The following is a 15,986-nucleotide window of genomic DNA, read 5'->3' on the forward strand; positions in this document are numbered from 1 at the left end:
CCGCTTTGTGCGCAATTCCCCCGTATGCCCTGTGCCAGAGCGGCTTTGAGAAAAGTTTCATCTGCCTTCACCTGCGAAGTTGGCCCGCAAACTGCTATATCCAGCCTGCGAATTTGATCGAGTGGTCAGGCCGTGCGCGCTAGCAGCCGCCCGCGCCGGACCCTCTAAACGGCCAGCAGGCCACGAATTTCAGGGGCCGCAGGATGTCGCTCGCGGAGCAGATCGAACAACAACAAGACGATGCAGGCTGGAGCGCCCACCTGCAGTTGCGCTTTGTCAGGCGCGACGACGTGACCCGCCTTGGTGCGTGGCGCCATTTCGGACCTCTTTTGGTGCAGCGGCCTTTCTATCCTGAAGGTGCCCCGTGCCATGTCTATGTGTTGCACCCGCCGGGAGGCATCGTCGCCGGCGACCGCCTGGAACTGGATATCCACCTGGAACCTGGCAGCCACGCGCTGCTGACCATGCCCGGCGCCAGCAAGTTCTACCGCAGCATCGGCCCCACCGCACGGCTGACCCAGCGTTTTCGGCTGGCGGCGGGCAGCACCCTGGAATGGCTGCCGCAAGACAGCATTTTCTTCTCCGGCGCCCGCGCCAGCCTCGACAGCCGTTTCACCCTGGAACCCGGGGCGCGGCTGCTGGCCTGGGAAACCTTGTGTCTCGGGCGCCCGGTCATGAACGAGCGTTTCGAGCAGGGCAGGCTGGACAGCCGTTTGCACATTGAACTGCCCGACGAAGTCGGCCTGCACGAACGCCTGCGCATCGAAGGCGGGCGCCTGGACAAGCTCGGCGGCCACCCGCTGCTCGCCACGTTCTGTGCAGCACCGGCCGACCAGGCGGTGCTGGAGCAAGTTCGCCCGCTGCTGGATGAGCTGGCCACCCCGGCCGGCGCGACCCTGCTGGGTTCGTTGCTGGTCATCCGTGTGCTCGACCACGACAACCAACACCTGCAACGCACCCTGCAACGCCTGTGGCATGTGCTGCGCCCGGCCGTCCTTGGCCTGCCAGCTTGCCCACCACGCATTTGGGCCACCTGAGAGAGCGCCATGGAGCTGACCCCGAGAGAGAAAGACAAACTGCTGCTGTTTACCGCCGCACTGCTGGCGGAACGGCGCCTGGCCCGTGGCCTGAAGCTGAACTACCCGGAAGCGGTGGCGCTGATCAGCGCCGCCGTGCTCGAAGGCGCACGCGATGGCCGCACCGTGGCCGAGTTGATGAGCCTGGGGCGCGAAGTGCTGACCCGCGAGCAGGTGATGCCCGGCATTGCCGAAATGCTCCACGACGTGCAGGTCGAAGCGACCTTCCCGGATGGCACCAAGCTGGTGACCGTGCATGACCCCATCGTCTGAACCTGCCAAGGAGCCCCGCATGATTCCAGGTGAAATCCAGGTCGCTGCTGGCGACATCGAACTGAACAGTGGCCGGGAAACCGTCAGCGTCAGCGTGGCCAACCACGGTGACCGGCCGGTGCAGGTCGGCTCGCATTACCACTTCTACGAAGTCAACGACGCGTTGGTGTTCGACAGAGCGCCCACCCTGGGCTTTCGTCTGGACATTCCGGCCGGCACTGCCGTGCGTTTCGAGCCAGGCCAGGCGCGCACCGTGCAATTGGTGGCCTACGCCGGCAAGCGTGAGGTCTACGGCTTCCAGGGCAAGGTGATGGGTGCACTGGAGGGCAAGGTATGAGCCGTATTTCCCGCCAGGCCTATGCCGACATGTTCGGCCCCACGGTGGGCGACCGCGTGCGGCTGGCCGACACGGCGCTGTGGGTTGAGGTAGAGAAGGACTTCACGATCTATGGCGAAGAAGTGAAGTTCGGCGGCGGCAAGGTGATCCGCGACGGCATGGGGCAAGGTCAGATGCTGGCCGCCGAAGCCATGGACCTGGTGCTGACCAACGCGCTGATCATCGACCACTGGGGCATCGTCAAGGCCGATATCGGCATCAAGCACGGGCGTATCGCGGTGATCGGCAAGGCCGGCAACCCCGATGTGCAGCCGGGCGTTAACGTACCGGTCGGGCCAGGTACCGAAGTGATCGCGGCCGAGGGCAAGATCGTCACCGCCGGCGGCGTGGACTCGCATATCCATTTCATCTGCCCGCAGCAGGTGGACGAGGCGCTGAACAGTGGCGTCACCACCTTCATCGGCGGCGGCACCGGGCCGGCCACCGGCACCAATGCCACCACCTGCACGCCCGGCCCCTGGTACCTGGCGCGCATGCTGCAGGCCGCCGACAGCCTGCCGATCAACATCGGTTTGCTGGGCAAGGGCAATGCCTCGCGGCCTGAAGCGCTGCGTGAGCAGATTGCGGCTGGTGCGGTGGGCCTCAAGCTGCATGAGGACTGGGGCTCGACGCCGGCCGCCATCGACTGTTGCCTGGGCGTGGCCGAGGAAATGGACATCCAGGTGGCGATCCACACCGACACACTCAACGAATCCGGTTGCATCGAAGACACCTTGGCGGCCATCGGCGACCGCACCATCCATACCTTCCACACCGAAGGTGCCGGCGGTGGCCATGCGCCGGACATCATCCGCGCGGCGGGGCAGGCCAACGTGTTGCCTTCCTCGACCAACCCGACCCTACCGTACACGGTCAACACCGTCGACGAGCACCTGGACATGCTGATGGTCTGCCACCACCTTGACCCAAGCATTGCCGAGGACGTGGCCTTTGCCGAATCACGCATCCGCCGCGAAACCATCGCAGCCGAGGACATTCTCCACGACATGGGCGCCTTTGCCATGACGTCGTCCGACTCCCAGGCCATGGGCCGGGTCGGGGAAGTGGTATTGCGTACCTGGCAGGTCGCGCACCAGATGAAGCTTCGCCGTGGGCCTCTGGCGCCCGACACCGCCTACAGCGATAACTTCCGGGTCAAGCGCTACATCGCCAAGTACACCATCAACCCGGCACTCACCCATGGCATCGGCCACGAAGTGGGGTCGGTGGAGGCGGGCAAGCTGGCCGACCTGGTGCTGTGGTCGCCGGCGTTCTTCGCGGTCAAGCCGGCGCTGGTGATCAAGGGTGGAATGATCGTCACCGCACCCATGGGCGATATCAACGGCTCCATCCCCACGCCGCAGCCGGTGCACTACCGGCCCATGTTCGGCGCTCTGGGCGCGGCGCGGCATGCCACGCGCATGACCTTCCTGCCCCAGGCGGCCATGGACCGCGGCCTGGCAGAGGAGCTGAACCTGCGCAGCCTGATAGGCGTGGTCAACGGCTGCCGCCGCGTGCGCAAGCCGGACATGGTCCACAACACCTTGCAGCCGCTGATCGAGGTCGATGCGCAAACCTACCAGGTGCGTGCCGATGGCGAGCTGCTGGTCTGCGAGCCGGCCAGCGAGTTGCCGCTGGCCCAGCGTTATTTCCTGTTTTGAAGGAGTACCAATGATTGTCTTGACCCGCCGCATCACCGAGCCCGGCACGCTCACCGAAACCGGCACTGTCACCCTGGATGTGGACAGCCGTATCAAGAGCCGCCTGCGCGTGACCCTGGACGATGGCCGCGAAGCCGGCCTGATGCTCGAACGCGGCCACCTGCTACGCGGGGGAGAGTTGCTTGCCGATGCCGATGGCAGCCAGCTGATTCGCGTGCTGGCGGCACCCGAAACGGTGTCGACGGTGCGCTGTGCCGACCCGCACCTGTTGGCCCGTGCGGCCTATCACCTGGGGAACCGCCACGTGCCCCTGCAGATCGAGCCTGGCCTGCTGCGTTTTCAGCACGACCATGTGCTGGACGACATGCTGTGTGGTCTGGGCCTGACGGTGGAGGCTGAACAGGCGCCGTTCGAGCCCGAAGCGGGCGCCTACCAGAGCGCGCCGCATGGCCACAGCCATGCCCACGGCAACGATCACCCGTTCGTTCGCCTGCCTGCCCATTCCTGAACTGCCCTGGAGCAACCCATGAAAAAGACCTTCGCCCTGTTTCTACTGATGCTGGCGCTGCCGGCTTTCGCTCACCCTGGGCATGACAGCAATCCGTTGCACGATGGCCTGCTGCACCCGCTGACGGGCCTTGACCACCTGCTGATGCTGTTGGGCACTGGCGTACTCGCTGCACTGACCCGACGTAGCCTGATGCTGCCCTTGGCAACCCTGGCGGCGATGTTTGGCGGGGCAGTCTTTGGCCACTTGTTCGGTGACGTGCTGGGCATGGAAACCCTGATTGCCGTGTCGCTGCTGGTGGCCGCCGGGGCGGTGCTGCTACCGAGCCGGCAGTTGCTGCTGGCCATGGCCATGCCGGTGTTTGCCCTGTTCCACGGCTGGGCCCATGGCGTGGAAGCCACGCCAAGCGCGTTCTGGCAGTTCAGCGCCGGCTTTGTCACGGTCAGCGGCTTGCTGTTGGCGGTGGGCTTCGCCGTCGGGTGCCTGCTGCGCCGGCACAGTGGCCTGCAGAAAGCCTTCGGTGGTGGCCTGCTGGCCGGTGCCGCGCTGGTGCTGGCCGGTTGATGGACAGCGACCTGGCGTTGCTGCGCCTGTTGCAGCTGGCCAGCCCCGGCCTGCCGGTGGGCGGCTTTACGTATTCGCAAGGCCTGGAGTGGGCGGTCGAGGCGGGCTGGGTGAAAGGCGTGGACGGCTTCGCTGCCTGGCAGCGCGAGCAGGTCGAAGACACCTTGGCGTGCCTGGACTGGCCGGTGCTGGCGCGCCTGTATCACGCGTGTCAGGCCCAGGACGCCGAGGCCTTCAGCCACTGGAGCCGCTTCTTGCTGGCCAACCGCGAAACCGCCGAGCTGCGCCTGGAAGAGCAGCAGCGTGGTGCGGCCTTGGCGCGGCTGCTCGACGGCTGGCAACTGGGCCAGTCACCCGCATGGCGTGCCAGCCTTGAACTGACCCAGTTGGGCGGTATGGCCTGGTTGGCTGCGCACTGGGGCATTCCACTGCGTCAGCTGGCCCTGGGCCATGGCTTTGCCTGGCTCGAAGGCGCGGTCATGGCCGGGGTCAAGCTGGTGCCGTTCGGCCAGCAGGCGGCCCAGACCTTGCTGCGCGACCTGGGCACCGAATTGCCCGCTGCACTTGACCAGGCCCTGGCGCTGGCCGATGACCAGCTCGGTGGCGGCCTGCCATTGCTGGCCATTGCCTCATCGCGTCACGAAACCCAATACACCCGTTTGTTCCGTTCCTGAGGACTGCCTTCATGCAAAGCTATCAACAACCCCTGCGCGTCGGTGTCGGCGGCCCGGTCGGCTCTGGCAAGACCGCACTGCTGGAAGCGCTGTGCAAGGCCATGCGCGATCACTACCAGATCGCTGTGGTTACCAATGACATCTACACCAAGGAAGACCAGCGCATCCTCACCGAAGCCGGCGCCCTGGAGCCGGAGCGCATCGTGGGCGTGGAAACCGGCGGTTGCCCGCACACGGCCATCCGCGAAGACGCCTCGATGAACCTGGCCGCCGTTGAGGCGCTGGCGCGCAAGTTCGGTAACCTTGAGGTCATTTTCGTGGAAAGCGGCGGTGACAACCTCAGCGCCACGTTCAGCCCGGAGCTGGCCGACCTGACGATCTATGTGATCGACGTGGCTGAGGGCGAGAAGATTCCGCGCAAGGGCGGCCCGGGTATTACCAAGTCGGACTTCCTGGTGATCAACAAGACTGATCTGGCGCCCTATGTGGGGGCTTCGCTGGAAGTGATGGAGCGCGACACCCAGCGCATGCGCCCGCAGCGGCCGTGGACGTTCAGCAACCTGAAGAAGGGCGAGGGGTTGCAGGCGGTGATCGACTTTATCGTCGAACGCGGGATGCTGGGCGTGCGCGGCTGACTAAACGCGTCCCTTGTGGGAGCGGGCGTGCCCGCGAAGCAGGCGACTCGGTGCCTGGCACCGGCTTTGCCGGTGTTCGCGGGCACGCCCGCTTCCACAGGAGTGTGTGGTGCCTTGGAGCTTAGGTGTGGCAGCAGTGGGGCTTTTCTGGCTGCCCTTCATACCGGTCATGGTGCCGCACCCAGTCCATGGTCCCGCCTTCGTTGCGCCCCAGTGGCGCAATGTCCAGGAAGTTGTAGGTGTTGACCAGGATGTCCAGCCCACGGGCATAGGTCGAGTAGGTGTGGTAAACGCTGCCGTCCGCTTCACGGTAGAACGCGCTCAGGCCAGGCAACTCGCTTTCACTGCCGTCATACGGCTCATAGTTGTACTGCCGTTCTCCCTCGCTGCCCACACTGACGCCAAAGTCCTCGTTGAAACCACTGCCCTGTGACGAGTACCACGGGAACTGCCAGCCCATGCGGCGGCGAAACGCCTGAAATTCGGCATAGGGGGCCCGCGACACCGCCACCAGCGACACGTCGTGGTGCGCCAGGTGCAGGTTGGCGCCGTCAAAGTGGTCGGCCAGGAACGAACAGCCGGTGCAGCCTTCACTCCAGCCTTCGGCGAACATGAAGTGATAAAGCAGTAGCTGGCTGCGGCCTGCGAACAGGTCAGCCAGGCTCAGTTCGCCGTCCGGCCCCTGGAAGCGATAGCCTTGCTCGACCTTGACCCAGGGCAGGGCGCGCCGCGCTGCGGACAGCGCGTCGCGGTGGTGGGTAAAGGCCTTTTCGTGCAGCCAAAGTTGCCGGCGTGCTGCCAGCCACTGGCTACGGGAAACCACCGGGTGCCTGCTTTCGCTTGTGCTCATGGTGCTGTCTCCACACTGGGGATTCACACACTAGTCGAGCACGCGTTTGCCGATTCGACAGGCACTGGTAGCCGGGCGATGAGTGGTTATCCGCTTAGCCCGAATGGGCAATGTGGCCCTCGGTCAGTTCATCTGCGGCGTCAGCCTCTCCGGGCAGCGCGGTGATCACGCTGAAGTCGCTGACTTCCACCTTACCGCCGCCATACCCCAGCAAATGGAAGGAAAACGCTTTGCGTTCGGTCGGGTTGTCGAAGCTGAACTCCATCTCCAGCGGTTCGTCGGCGGTGACCTTCACCTCGGCAGGCAGGCCCAGTGGCACATCCTGCTCCAGTTGCTTGGCCTTGAGCTGGATGTAGGCGACACGCTTGGGGTCCAGCGAGCGCACCTTCACCCGCACGCGGGTGTGCGAGCCTTCCGGCATTTCAAGGTACTGGGCGCCGATCAGGTTATCGGCCCAGTCATCGTGAATGCGCTTGCGCAGCTTGATCGGCGAAGGGCCGCCGAACTGGTAACGCAGGTTAAGCGGGGTTTGCAGCAGGGACTGGTCGAGTACCCCGGCCAAAGCGCCGATCTGCTGGCCGAGCAGGCTGTCGCCCGGGCCCAGATAGCGGGCCTGGTCGGCAATGAAGCCCTCGCTGGCGTAACGCCGGCAGCGCTGCTGGAAGTCACATTCGGTGAAGACGCCCTGGCCGTTGTGATAGCGCAGCATGCCATTGGTGTAGGAAATCATTTCGCGGCCGGTATCGTAGTCGCGGTACAGCGAGCGACCACCAAGCGCTATTGGAATGGGCAGTGCAAAGTAGTCGAGCACGGAGGTGGCCAGGTCGATATGGCCGTACGTGCCGCGCTTGATGTGGGGCAGTTGCGCCTGCTCCGGCGCCAGGGTGAGGTTGAAGCCCCAGGACGAGGCCAGGCGCACACCGTCGATGCCGTGGGATTCGTCGGAGGTCACCACCACCAACGTGTCCTTCAGCACGCCCTGGCGTTCCAGGTTATCGAGAAACGCCCCCAGTGCATCGTCCAGGTAAGCCACGGCAGCCTGTTTGGGCGTGTCATAGCGTTCCAGGTAATCGGCGGGTGCCGAATACGGCTGGTGCGTGCCCACGGTAAGCAGGGTCAGCATCCAGGGTTTGTCCTGCTTTTGCAGCTGGCCGACGTAATCCAGGGCACCTTCGAAGAAGGCCCGGTCATCCTTGCCCCAAGGGAAATCCAGGTAGTTCTTGTTGCGGAACCACTCGAGGCCGTGCACCGAATCGAAGCCGATGTGCGGCATGATGCGGTCCTTGGCCATGAAGCGCAGGCCGGCCCCTTGCAGGTAATGGGTGGTAAAGCCGGCCTGGCGCAGTTGCGCCGGCAGGCAGGCCTGGTTGCGTTCGTTCTGGGTTAGCAGCTCGACGCCCTTGGGCGTGCCATTGGCCAGTTTGTCGTAGTCACCACACAGCATCGCGTACAGGCCGCGGATGGTCTGGTGGGTGTGCAGCACGTAGTCCGGGGTGTTCATGCCGCGCTCGGCCCACTGGCTGACCTTGGGCATCAGGTCTTCGTCGAAGCGGCTGTGCAGGGCCTGGCGATTGGGCCGCAGGTAGGCCCCGGGGATACCTTCCACCGTGATGACCAGCAGGTTGCGAGCACTGCCTGGCCCGGCCAGTAGGCGCTGGCCATGCAGGTCGGATTGCGTCAGGCCGCTGCTGGCCAGCGGCGTGAACGTTTGCGTGCGGCCCATCCAGCCCTCGGCCTTGCGCTCCAGGGTGCCCACCCCGGCAGACATCAGTTGGTGGGTGAGGTTGTATTGCCGCCATTGATCGGCGTCGCTGGGGACCAGCTGCTGGCTGCCCCAGTGGGTAGCGAACAGCAGCGCGGGAATGGCCCAGGCCTTGCGCGGCAGCGGCGGGCTGCGCCGGGTGCGGCCACGCCAAGCGGTGGCCAGCCAGGCCAGCAGGCCTGCGCCCATTACCCAGGGCAGCCAGGCATGGGCTAGGCCGCCGCCGGTAGAGTTCTCCATGAATTGCGGGTCGACGAGGTACGTCAGGTCGGCGCTGGTGGGCAACCGGCCCACCGCGCTCACGAGTTCGGCCGAGGCCACCCACAGGGCAGCCCAGGCCAGCAGCACGGGCAGGGCCAGCCACCATGGCCGACGGTGCAGCAGCAAGACCAGCAGGCTGCCGAGGGCGAGGTCGGACAGGTAACCGAGCGGGTTGGACCAACCCAGCATGGCGCGCGTACCCAGTGGGATCACCAGCACCAGGGCTGCCAAGGCGGCAAGCCGGGTACGTGGGTGGTCGGACAGGTTCTTCACAAAAACTTCCCTTTTGCCATTAAATCGTCATGCATCTGTGCTGGATGATAACAGGCCGGGGAAGGGAAAGCGGTTCGCTACAAGGCTGGTAACCAAAAGCCTGGCACGCTTGCGCGGGCCAGGCTGAGGGCAAGTATCAGAAGTAGTAGGGGAATTTCAGGCTGAAGGAAAAGTCAGGCGCATCATCGGTCAGACCAATGGACAGGTTAGGTACGATGGTGAGGTTGTTGGTGGCAGCGAAGGTCAGGCCGACGTTGAAGTTGGCCGCGTTGTAGTCACTGTTGGAGATGGACTGCCAGTCACCGCCATCGGGTTTGATCTTGCTTTTGCGGGCGAACTGGTCAGACACCGAGAACGACATACTCATCTTTTCGTTCAGGGCAAAGGCGATACCGCCACCAATCTGCCAGGAGTCGCCGAGTTTCACGTCACCGGGCACCTTGCTGTTGACCTGTGGGCTGATATCGCTGAACGAGTCCTGCATATTGTAGGTGTACGACAGGCTGCCGAACAGCACGGCTGGGTCGAAGGTCTTGACCAGGGAGATGCCAGGCGTGATCGACCACACACCGTTGCCGGTTGGCAGGCTGTCCGGTACCGACAGGTTGCTGTTGCCGTCGACCTCGCGCAGCTTGATGCCATACGGGTCCTTGCCGGTCGGTGCCTTGACCCGCAGGGTGGCGACGGCGTCTGGCCAGGTTTCGTCCTCGTCGATGAACTTATAGGCCACACCCACGTTGATATCGCCAATTTCAGGGTCGCGGGTAACGGTGGCATCCGAGGTACTGGCCCCGGCGCCACCGGCGCCGCCAGAAGAGTAGGTGGACTCGCGGTAGACCACGGGTACGTTGATGTCGAACTGCCAGCGCTGCGCCAGGTTGTAGCGCGCGGTCATGTCCAGGGTCCAGTTGTCGGCCTTGATGCGGTCGAGGTTGATACTGCCGAGGAAGATCGAGTCCAGCGCCAGAAAGCCATTGAGCGTGAGCGCCCGGGTATCGTAATGGGTGTAGGTAACACCTGTTTCGAAGCTGAACTTGCCGCCGCCAAAGAAGCCGCTGGCCTCGTCATACAGGTTGGACACGCTCTGCGCCGGTTCCGAATCGGCCGTCAGCGCCTGGCCGTAGGAGCTGCCTGTAGTGCCTGGTGCGCCAGACGCAACGGTCTGCGCCCCCTTGACCCCCTCGGCGGGGGACTTGACCAGGCGTTTGGGTGGCGCCGCCGCAGGGGCCTCCTCGACCTGGCGCACGCGCTGCTCAAGCACCATCAGCGCCTGTTGCTGCGCCTCGTAACGGCGCTTGAGTTCTATCAGTTCCTGTTTCAGCGCTTCGACCTGCGGGTCGGCGGCTGCGTAGAGTGCGGTGGGTGCCAGGGTAGTCAAGCAAACAAAAGCGCGAAGCGTAAAAGATCGGTACATGGAGTTGCCGTCCCTTCCAACTACTTTTGATGAGACAGAGCGTAGATCAGTATCCGAAGGTACGTAGACCTTTGAGCTGGTCAAGGCTGCCGTTCAGCGACGCAGCGGTCGGTACGCTCTCGCGCATGACAACGTTCAATGAGGTGACGTTGCTGACCAGGTTGCCGTTACCGAGCAGCGTCGAGTTCTGCATCAGGCCGCCTTGGGCCAGGCGCTGAACGCTGCTGCCCTGGTTGTTGCTGGCGTTGATGTTGAGCTGCACGCCCACGCCGCTGGATGACACGCTGAGCGAGCCGGCGCCATTTTCGCCGACCAGGGTCTGGCCGGCAGCGAGCACCTGGCCTTGCTGTTGCACGGCGGGGGCCTTGTTGGCCTTGGTGACGTTGATATCGACGTTGTTGTAGGCCGTGTTGTTGTCACCGGCAGCCCGCACCACCTGGGTGACGCCTTCGGTAGTGGAAAGGCCGTTGCCGCCGGTCACCACGCCGGTGCCCGCAGCAGAAGCGTTGCTCGACGCCGCACCTGTGCCTTTTTCATCAATCATCGAGACATAGAACTGGGGCTTGATGGTCGATTGCTGGACCTGCAGCGTGGAGGTCGCCCCGATCACGTCCCCTTTGGCATTTTGCCAGGTGCTGGACATGACAATGCCGAAACTCACGATGCGCCCCGGCATCACATAGCGGCCACGCAGGTTGGCCAGCTCCTGGTCCTTCAGTTCGATGGGTTTCAACGGCTCGGCGTGGCTTGGCAGGCTGGCGGCCAGGCAGGCCATGGCCAGCCACAATGAAGTCTTCATGAAATGCTCCCTGGAGCTTCATGCTCCTTGTCATTAGAACAGTCGTTAGAAGAAGTCGCTTTTGATGAAGCCGAAGTCCAGTAGCTCGGTGTCCTTCACTGGGGTGAAGTTGTTCACCCGGCCCTTGGCGGTCAGCGGCAGGGGTGGGTCGAGCAGGACGTTGTTCTTGTCGTAACCCTGGCCGATCACGGCGAAGATGATGCCGTTCCAACCTTTGAGGAAGTCGTCGACTTTGTAACGCCGATGGCCCAGTACCGGGTCGCCGACATACACCCAGCCTTTGTCGACCTTCTGCATGACCACGAAGTGCTTGTAGCCGCGCACATCCATCAGCACCACGACCGGGATGCGCACGCTGTGCAGAGTGTCGGGCGCTACCCGGTAGCCGCGGGCGCGCATGCCCAAGCTTTCCACGTAGCGCTTCATGTCTAGCATCGAAAAGCCTTGCGTGCGCACCAGGTCCTGGTCGGCGTGGGCCAGCATGCCTTCGATGATCTGGTGTTCGTCCACATCCAGCCAGTAGGCCTGGCGCAGGATGGTCGCCAGTGCGGCGGCGCCGCAGCTGAAATCGGTTTTCTGTTGTACCAGGTCAGCGAACTTGCGCTCACGCACACTCTGGATGGGCTTGAATACCACGGCACCGCCCGGCAGGACGGACAGCGGCATTTGTGCAGCTTCGCTCACGCTGGCCAGGCACAGCAAAAACGCCAAGGCGATAATGCGCATGATCGGATGCCTTCCGGTGGGTGTTGAAGAAAGGCCCCCCGAAGGGGGCCTCAAGCGCAGCGTTTAGAACGAGGTGTTGGAAATGGCCAGCGAGTTGCTCTGCTGGTTGCCCACACCGGCTGCCACGTTCACGCCCAGGTTGCCGCTGCCACCGTTGACCGAACCGCTAAGGGTTGCAGTATTGGTAACAGGGTTGGCCCAGCCGGTCGGGGTCAGCACTTGGAAGGACACGGTATTGCTCAAGTCGTAAGCGCTGCTTTCGCTGTAGCTCTTCGAAACGTCGTTCGAGGATTGTTTCGATTTCTCGCCAGACTTTTCAAACGCCGAAGCCGAAGCATTCTCGTACGAAGAGTCGTGAGACTTGGTGTACGAAGAGTCTTTGGACTTGTCGTAAGACGATTCGCGCGACTTGTCGTAGCTGGAGTCGAAGGCTTTCTCGAACGACTTGTCGTACGCACTTTCGCGCGACTTGTCGACCGATACGTCCAACGATGCATTGAGCGAACCATCGAAGGTGCTGGAGCGGGTGCGTTCGCGGCGGCCATCATCGGTGGTGAAGGTGCGCGTAGCATTGGCTGCGGCATCCAGCGAAGCGTTCAGGCTGGCGCTGCTCGACGAGCTGTTGCTGCCGCTGGCAGAGCCACTGGCATTCCAGCCGTTGGAGCCGCTTGCCGACATGCTGCTGGAGCCACTGGCGTTGCTGGATTTCGAGCCGCTGGAGTTCCAGCCGCTAGAGCCGCTGGAGCTGGCACTTTGCGAACCGGCCACGCTGAAGCTCGACGACGAGCTGCGGTCGTCGGTCGAGTTGAACGTACCATCACGCGAGCTCGAGCCACTGGCCGAGGTGGTGATGGTGATCGTGTCGACGCGGTAAGTGCGGTCAGCACTGTTGTTCACGACCAGGCCTGGCCCGTCCTGTTGGGCAGAAGCCGTGGCAGTGGCGTTACCCAGAGGCGCACCGGTGTTGGCGATGGCCATGGTGTTTTTCTGTTGGTTGAGGTCGCCACCGGCGATGTTAATGCCGATGTTGCCCTCAGCCCCGCTGGCCGAGCCGCTCATCACAGCAGACGACTGGGTCGAATAGTTGTCGACCCGGTTGTTGTCGCTGGATTGCACGACATCGGCAGTGGCACTGGCCATGCCGAACACGAAGCTGTTGTCCAGGCTCGACTCGGAACCGGCGTTGGCAATGGCTGCGGCGTTATCCTGCTGGTTGCCGTTACCGGCTGCCACGTTGATACCGACGTTGCCACTGGAGCCTTCGCCCGACTGGCTCATCTCGGCTTCGTTTATAGTGCCCTGGTTGCTGATACGGTTATTGGTGCTGGTTTGGGTATCCCAGGCATTGGCCGTTGCATACACAGGGATTTTGGTTGGAGGAGGCGTGTGCTGACCATTGTTATGGTGGCCGTTGTGGTGGTCATTGCGTCGATCGTTTTGCCCAGCTTGTACAGCAACAGCCATGACCGCAGCAATTGCGAACACCAGAGGCTTGATTGCCATCGAGGGTTTCATGGTGATTCTCCGTACTCTATGTTGGTTAAGTGTCGTTCTTAACTGAAAGGGTCAATCCGCGACCCGGATGCTCAAGGTGTTAGCCATTCGGTTTCCCACCCCGGCACTCTGGTTCAACTGGATCACCCCGCGGCTACCGGTGAAGGCCTGGTCACTGGTGGTGACCTGGCGATGGCCTGTCGGGGTGTCAGTTGGACCGGAGTTGTTGAGCAGCGCCACGTTCTGTTGCATGAGGACGCTGTCGTCGATGCTTTGCGGTTGAGCACTGAGGGTTATGCTCAGGGCATTGGCTTGCTGGGTATTGGCGCCGGCGCTCTGGTTGACGCCCAGCGCACCACTGCCGTTGCTGAACGCGTTGCCTTGAATGGTCGAGCGGGCGTCCATTGTCGGGTCGGCGGGTGTGTTCAGCCGTTGCCGGATCTGCGTGCTGGCATTCGCTTCGGGCCCGACGGCGATGGCCCGCGCATTGGCCTGTTGCTGTTTGTCGCCGGCAGCCTGGTTAACGGAGAGGTTGCCCTGATAGCGGCTGCCGGAGCTGTCGATGTTGGCATTGTCGATGACGGGAACCAGGGAATCGGCGAGGCCTGGGGTGCTGCACAGGGTGGCCAGAATCAGCAGCATGTGCTTCATGTCACTTGCCCCCGCCGGTCAGAATCTGCAATGGCGCGAGGCCGCGTTGCACACTTGAGTTGACCATGTTGGAGATGCCGTTACCCGCGCCCCCCGTGCCACGGCCGCCTGACAGGTTGGGCAATTGGTGCTGGTTACCGAGGTTGCCCCCTAGGTTATTGGTCTGCTGGGTAATCATGTTGCTGATGCCGGCGCCACTGCTGATGCTGGCGAAATCGCCATCGCTCAGCTCGTTGGTTTGCTTGAGCACGTGGGCAGAAGGGTTGGCGTTGACCGTGGTCGGGCTCGGGTCAGGGATCAAGGGCGGGATCGTCGCGTTGCGCACCTGCACGTCGCGCTTGATGATGATGATGCCTTTGTCTGCGTGGGCCGTGAGGCTCAATGCCCCCAGTACACAACCCGCCACCAACAGGTGATAGAGGCGTTTGTCACTCTTCCTCACGACGGCATCCCCTTCTCTGAGCGCTGGCCTTGTTCAGCGATGCGAAGGACAGAGCAGATGGTGTGCCGCTTTTGAGAACCGTATTCAGATCAGACAGTTAGGACAAGAGGCTGACAAACTGCGGCGTATTCTGTCTCAGCGGTGAAACAGCCAGCCGTGGGCGTTGCTGGCCAAGCCAGCTGTTGCCTTGATTGGAAGGGTTTTTGCAGGAGTGTTTCACGGGCTTGACACTGCCCCCGAGACGGGGGGAAGCCCCGCAAATTCGGGGGCTTCGCCCCACTGGAGTGTGTCAGTAGGTTAACACTCGGTCGGGCAGGATGGCGCATCGCTATCAAGCAGCGTAGCAACGGCTTGCAAGGCCAGAAACTGGCGTTGCGGCCAATTGCCCTCAAGTATCTGGTGCGCCTGATTATGCTGCTGCAGCCAGGCAAGGCTGTCGTCGAAAAAGCGCTGGCGGTCGTTGATGTCGGGTTGGCTGCGCTGGCCATCGGCAACCCATTCCACCCCTTGCGGGCTCAGCAGCAGGTGCAGGTCGTAGTGCCGTTCAAGCAAGGCTTGTTCCAGCCAGGCCGGGCAGTCATCGAACAAGGCGCGGCTCCAGAGCATGTTGCTGAGCAGGTGAGTGTCGAGGATCAGCAGCGGTGGCGCCTGTTCGCGCGCCCGGTCCTCCCAGGCCAGCTGGCCGTGGGCGATGGCAGGGATATCGGCATAGCAGGTATCGCGGCACTCCTGGTCGATGAAGTGGCGCACGTACTCGGCCACCACCACACCGCCGAAATGCGCCTGGATCACACCGCTGAGCCAGCTCTTGCCGCTGGATTCGGGGCCGCACAGCACCACGACCTTCATGGCGTGTTGCGTGCTCATGGTTGCGCCAACGCCGGGTCGCGGCGCCATTCCAGCCAGCCGCGCACGGCAATCAGGGTGAGTACGGCAAAGAAGCCCGCCGTGAAGTACAGCTGCTGGTGCAGGTAAAGGCCTACGTAGACGATGTCTACTGCCACCCACAGCGGCCAGCATTGCAGGCGCTTCTGGGCCATCCACAGTTGCGCCACCAGGCTGAAACCTGTCAGGGTGGCGTCGAGCCAGGGCAGGGCGGCATCGGTCCAGTTGGCCATGGCCGAACCCAGGGCTGCGCTCAGGAATACCCCGGCAGCCAGGCCGGCACACAACGCAGGGCCTTGCAGCCGCGATACCTGGCGGGCGTCTTCGGTGCGGCCGGGCCGTTTCCATTGCCACCAGCCGTACAGTTGCAGAATCGCGTAGGCCAGTTGCAGCAGCATGCCCGAGTACAGCTTTACCTCGTAGAACAGCCAGCCATAGATCAGCACCATGACCAGGCCGATCGGCCAGCACCAGGCGTTTTGTTTGACCGTGAGCCAGACAGCGGTGACGCCGAGGACGGCGGCGATGAGTTCAAGGCCGGACATCGGCGATCCTTGGGGAGACTATCGGGGAAGGGCGCGATTGTAGCGGGTCGGCCAGGGAAGGTGTAGGGCGCAGTAGGTGGGGATGCATAGGCTCTGTGTGGGAGCGGGCATGCCCAC

At 63.3% G+C, this 15,986-nt stretch carries 18 protein-coding genes; 8 read left to right on the plus strand and 10 right to left on the minus strand.

From position 1 onward, the window contains the following. Window positions 1–203: 203 nt before the first annotated feature. Genes APH36_RS13075 through ureG form a run of 8 tightly spaced genes read left to right on the plus strand, consistent with a single transcriptional unit; the run spans window position 204 to window position 5,767 of the window. The gene (locus APH36_RS13075) at window positions 204–1,037 is read left to right on the plus strand and encodes an urease accessory protein UreD (protein WP_060498964.1); all 834 of its coding nucleotides are present in this window, start codon (window positions 204–206) and stop codon (window positions 1,035–1,037) included. A 9-nt stretch (window positions 1,038–1,046) separates the two neighbouring features. Next, entirely contained in the window at window positions 1,047–1,349 is a 303-nt protein-coding gene (locus tag APH36_RS13080) for an urease subunit gamma (RefSeq protein ID WP_003253929.1), read from the plus strand. A gap of 19 nt (window positions 1,350–1,368) precedes the next feature. Next, window positions 1,369–1,686 carry an urease subunit beta gene (locus tag APH36_RS13085; protein ID WP_060498965.1) on the plus strand — a complete coding sequence of 106 codons (318 nt, stop codon included), beginning with the start codon at window positions 1,369–1,371 and terminating at the stop codon, window positions 1,684–1,686. Continuing rightward, entirely contained in the window at window positions 1,683–3,386 is a 1,704-nt protein-coding gene (gene ureC, locus APH36_RS13090; protein WP_060498966.1) for an urease subunit alpha, read from the plus strand. Before APH36_RS13085 ends, ureC begins: the two co-directional genes overlap by 4 nt. 10 nt (window positions 3,387–3,396) lie before the next feature. Further along, entirely contained in the window at window positions 3,397–3,894 is a 498-nt protein-coding gene (gene ureE / locus APH36_RS13095) for an urease accessory protein UreE (RefSeq protein WP_060498967.1), read from the plus strand. An 18-nt stretch (window positions 3,895–3,912) separates the two neighbouring features. After that, entirely contained in the window at window positions 3,913–4,458 is a 546-nt protein-coding gene (locus APH36_RS13100; RefSeq protein WP_060498968.1) for a HupE/UreJ family protein, read from the plus strand. After that, entirely contained in the window at window positions 4,458–5,132 is a 675-nt protein-coding gene (locus tag APH36_RS13105) for an urease accessory protein UreF (protein ID WP_060498969.1), read from the plus strand. Before APH36_RS13100 ends, APH36_RS13105 begins: the two co-directional genes overlap by 1 nt. 11 nt (window positions 5,133–5,143) lie before the next feature. After that, window positions 5,144–5,767 carry an urease accessory protein UreG gene (ureG, locus tag APH36_RS13110; protein WP_010953755.1) on the plus strand — a complete coding sequence of 208 codons (624 nt, stop codon included), beginning with the start codon at window positions 5,144–5,146 and terminating at the stop codon, window positions 5,765–5,767. 121 nt (window positions 5,768–5,888) lie between these two features. On the opposite strand, the gene APH36_RS13115 is transcribed toward ureG, so the two are convergent. From APH36_RS13115 to pnuC, 10 genes are all read right to left on the minus strand, one after another. After that, the gene (locus APH36_RS13115) at window positions 5,889–6,617 is read right to left on the minus strand and encodes a thioredoxin family protein (protein WP_060498970.1); all 729 of its coding nucleotides are present in this window, start codon (window positions 6,615–6,617) and stop codon (window positions 5,889–5,891) included. Between the two features lie 94 nt (window positions 6,618–6,711). Next, window positions 6,712–8,913, minus strand: a complete 2,202-nt coding sequence (locus tag APH36_RS13120) for an LTA synthase family protein (protein WP_060498971.1) — start codon at window positions 8,911–8,913, stop codon at window positions 6,712–6,714. Window positions 8,914–9,049: 136 nt separating this feature from the next. After that, complete coding sequence (locus APH36_RS13125) at window positions 9,050–10,327, minus strand: hypothetical protein (RefSeq protein WP_060498972.1); 1,278 nt, start codon at window positions 10,325–10,327, stop codon at window positions 9,050–9,052. A gap of 46 nt (window positions 10,328–10,373) precedes the next feature. Beyond that, window positions 10,374–11,126, minus strand: coding sequence for a hypothetical protein (locus APH36_RS13130; protein ID WP_060498973.1), 753 nt, complete (start codon window positions 11,124–11,126; stop codon window positions 10,374–10,376). Between the two features lie 45 nt (window positions 11,127–11,171). Further along, entirely contained in the window at window positions 11,172–11,852 is a 681-nt protein-coding gene (locus tag APH36_RS13135; RefSeq protein WP_060498974.1) for a C39 family peptidase, read from the minus strand. A gap of 63 nt (window positions 11,853–11,915) precedes the next feature. Continuing rightward, window positions 11,916–13,367 (minus strand): hypothetical protein, encoded by a 1,452-nt coding sequence (locus tag APH36_RS13140; protein ID WP_060498975.1) that lies wholly within the window; start codon window positions 13,365–13,367, stop codon window positions 11,916–11,918. Between the two features lie 51 nt (window positions 13,368–13,418). Next, window positions 13,419–13,997 carry a hypothetical protein gene (locus APH36_RS13145; protein WP_060498976.1) on the minus strand — a complete coding sequence of 193 codons (579 nt, stop codon included), beginning with the start codon at window positions 13,995–13,997 and terminating at the stop codon, window positions 13,419–13,421. Between the two features lies 1 nt (window position 13,998). After that, window positions 13,999–14,439: a hypothetical protein gene (locus APH36_RS13150; RefSeq protein ID WP_060498977.1), complete on the minus strand. Its 441-nt coding sequence runs from the start codon at window positions 14,437–14,439 to the stop codon at window positions 13,999–14,001. Between the two features lie 297 nt (window positions 14,440–14,736). Continuing rightward, entirely contained in the window at window positions 14,737–15,306 is a 570-nt protein-coding gene (locus tag APH36_RS13155; protein ID WP_060498978.1) for an AAA family ATPase, read from the minus strand. Continuing rightward, complete coding sequence (gene pnuC / locus APH36_RS13160) at window positions 15,303–15,869, minus strand: nicotinamide riboside transporter PnuC (RefSeq protein ID WP_060498979.1); 567 nt, start codon at window positions 15,867–15,869, stop codon at window positions 15,303–15,305. The genes APH36_RS13155 and pnuC overlap by 4 nt, the downstream gene beginning before the upstream one ends. Between the last annotated feature and the right edge of the window lie 117 nt (window positions 15,870–15,986).

This window comes from Pseudomonas sp. NBRC 111133 (genome assembly GCF_001320605.1).
Lineage (GTDB): Bacteria > Pseudomonadota > Gammaproteobacteria > Pseudomonadales > Pseudomonadaceae > Aquipseudomonas > Aquipseudomonas monteilii.

Coding starts and splice junctions, on each gene's coding strand:
- APH36_RS13135 (WP_060498974.1), bottom strand. CDS start 11,852: ATGCGCATTATCGCCTTGGCGTTTTTGCTGTGCCTGGCCAGCGTGAGC.
- APH36_RS13075 (WP_060498964.1), top strand. CDS start 204: ATGTCGCTCGCGGAGCAGATCGAACAACAACAAGACGATGCAGGCTGG.
- APH36_RS13115 (WP_060498970.1), bottom strand. CDS start 6,617: ATGAGCACAAGCGAAAGCAGGCACCCGGTGGTTTCCCGTAGCCAGTGG.
- APH36_RS13155 (WP_060498978.1), bottom strand. CDS start 15,306: ATGAGCACGCAACACGCCATGAAGGTCGTGGTGCTGTGCGGCCCCGAA.
- pnuC (WP_060498979.1), bottom strand. CDS start 15,869: ATGTCCGGCCTTGAACTCATCGCCGCCGTCCTCGGCGTCACCGCTGTC.
- APH36_RS13145 (WP_060498976.1), bottom strand. CDS start 13,997: ATGAAGCACATGCTGCTGATTCTGGCCACCCTGTGCAGCACCCCAGGC.
- ureG (WP_010953755.1), top strand. CDS start 5,144: ATGCAAAGCTATCAACAACCCCTGCGCGTCGGTGTCGGCGGCCCGGTC.
- APH36_RS13080 (WP_003253929.1), top strand. CDS start 1,047: ATGGAGCTGACCCCGAGAGAGAAAGACAAACTGCTGCTGTTTACCGCC.
- APH36_RS13105 (WP_060498969.1), top strand. CDS start 4,458: ATGGACAGCGACCTGGCGTTGCTGCGCCTGTTGCAGCTGGCCAGCCCC.
- APH36_RS13100 (WP_060498968.1), top strand. CDS start 3,913: ATGAAAAAGACCTTCGCCCTGTTTCTACTGATGCTGGCGCTGCCGGCT.
- ureC (WP_060498966.1), top strand. CDS start 1,683: ATGAGCCGTATTTCCCGCCAGGCCTATGCCGACATGTTCGGCCCCACG.
- APH36_RS13140 (WP_060498975.1), bottom strand. CDS start 13,367: ATGAAACCCTCGATGGCAATCAAGCCTCTGGTGTTCGCAATTGCTGCG.
- APH36_RS13125 (WP_060498972.1), bottom strand. CDS start 10,327: ATGTACCGATCTTTTACGCTTCGCGCTTTTGTTTGCTTGACTACCCTG.
- APH36_RS13130 (WP_060498973.1), bottom strand. CDS start 11,126: ATGAAGACTTCATTGTGGCTGGCCATGGCCTGCCTGGCCGCCAGCCTG.
- ureE (WP_060498967.1), top strand. CDS start 3,397: ATGATTGTCTTGACCCGCCGCATCACCGAGCCCGGCACGCTCACCGAA.
- APH36_RS13085 (WP_060498965.1), top strand. CDS start 1,369: ATGATTCCAGGTGAAATCCAGGTCGCTGCTGGCGACATCGAACTGAAC.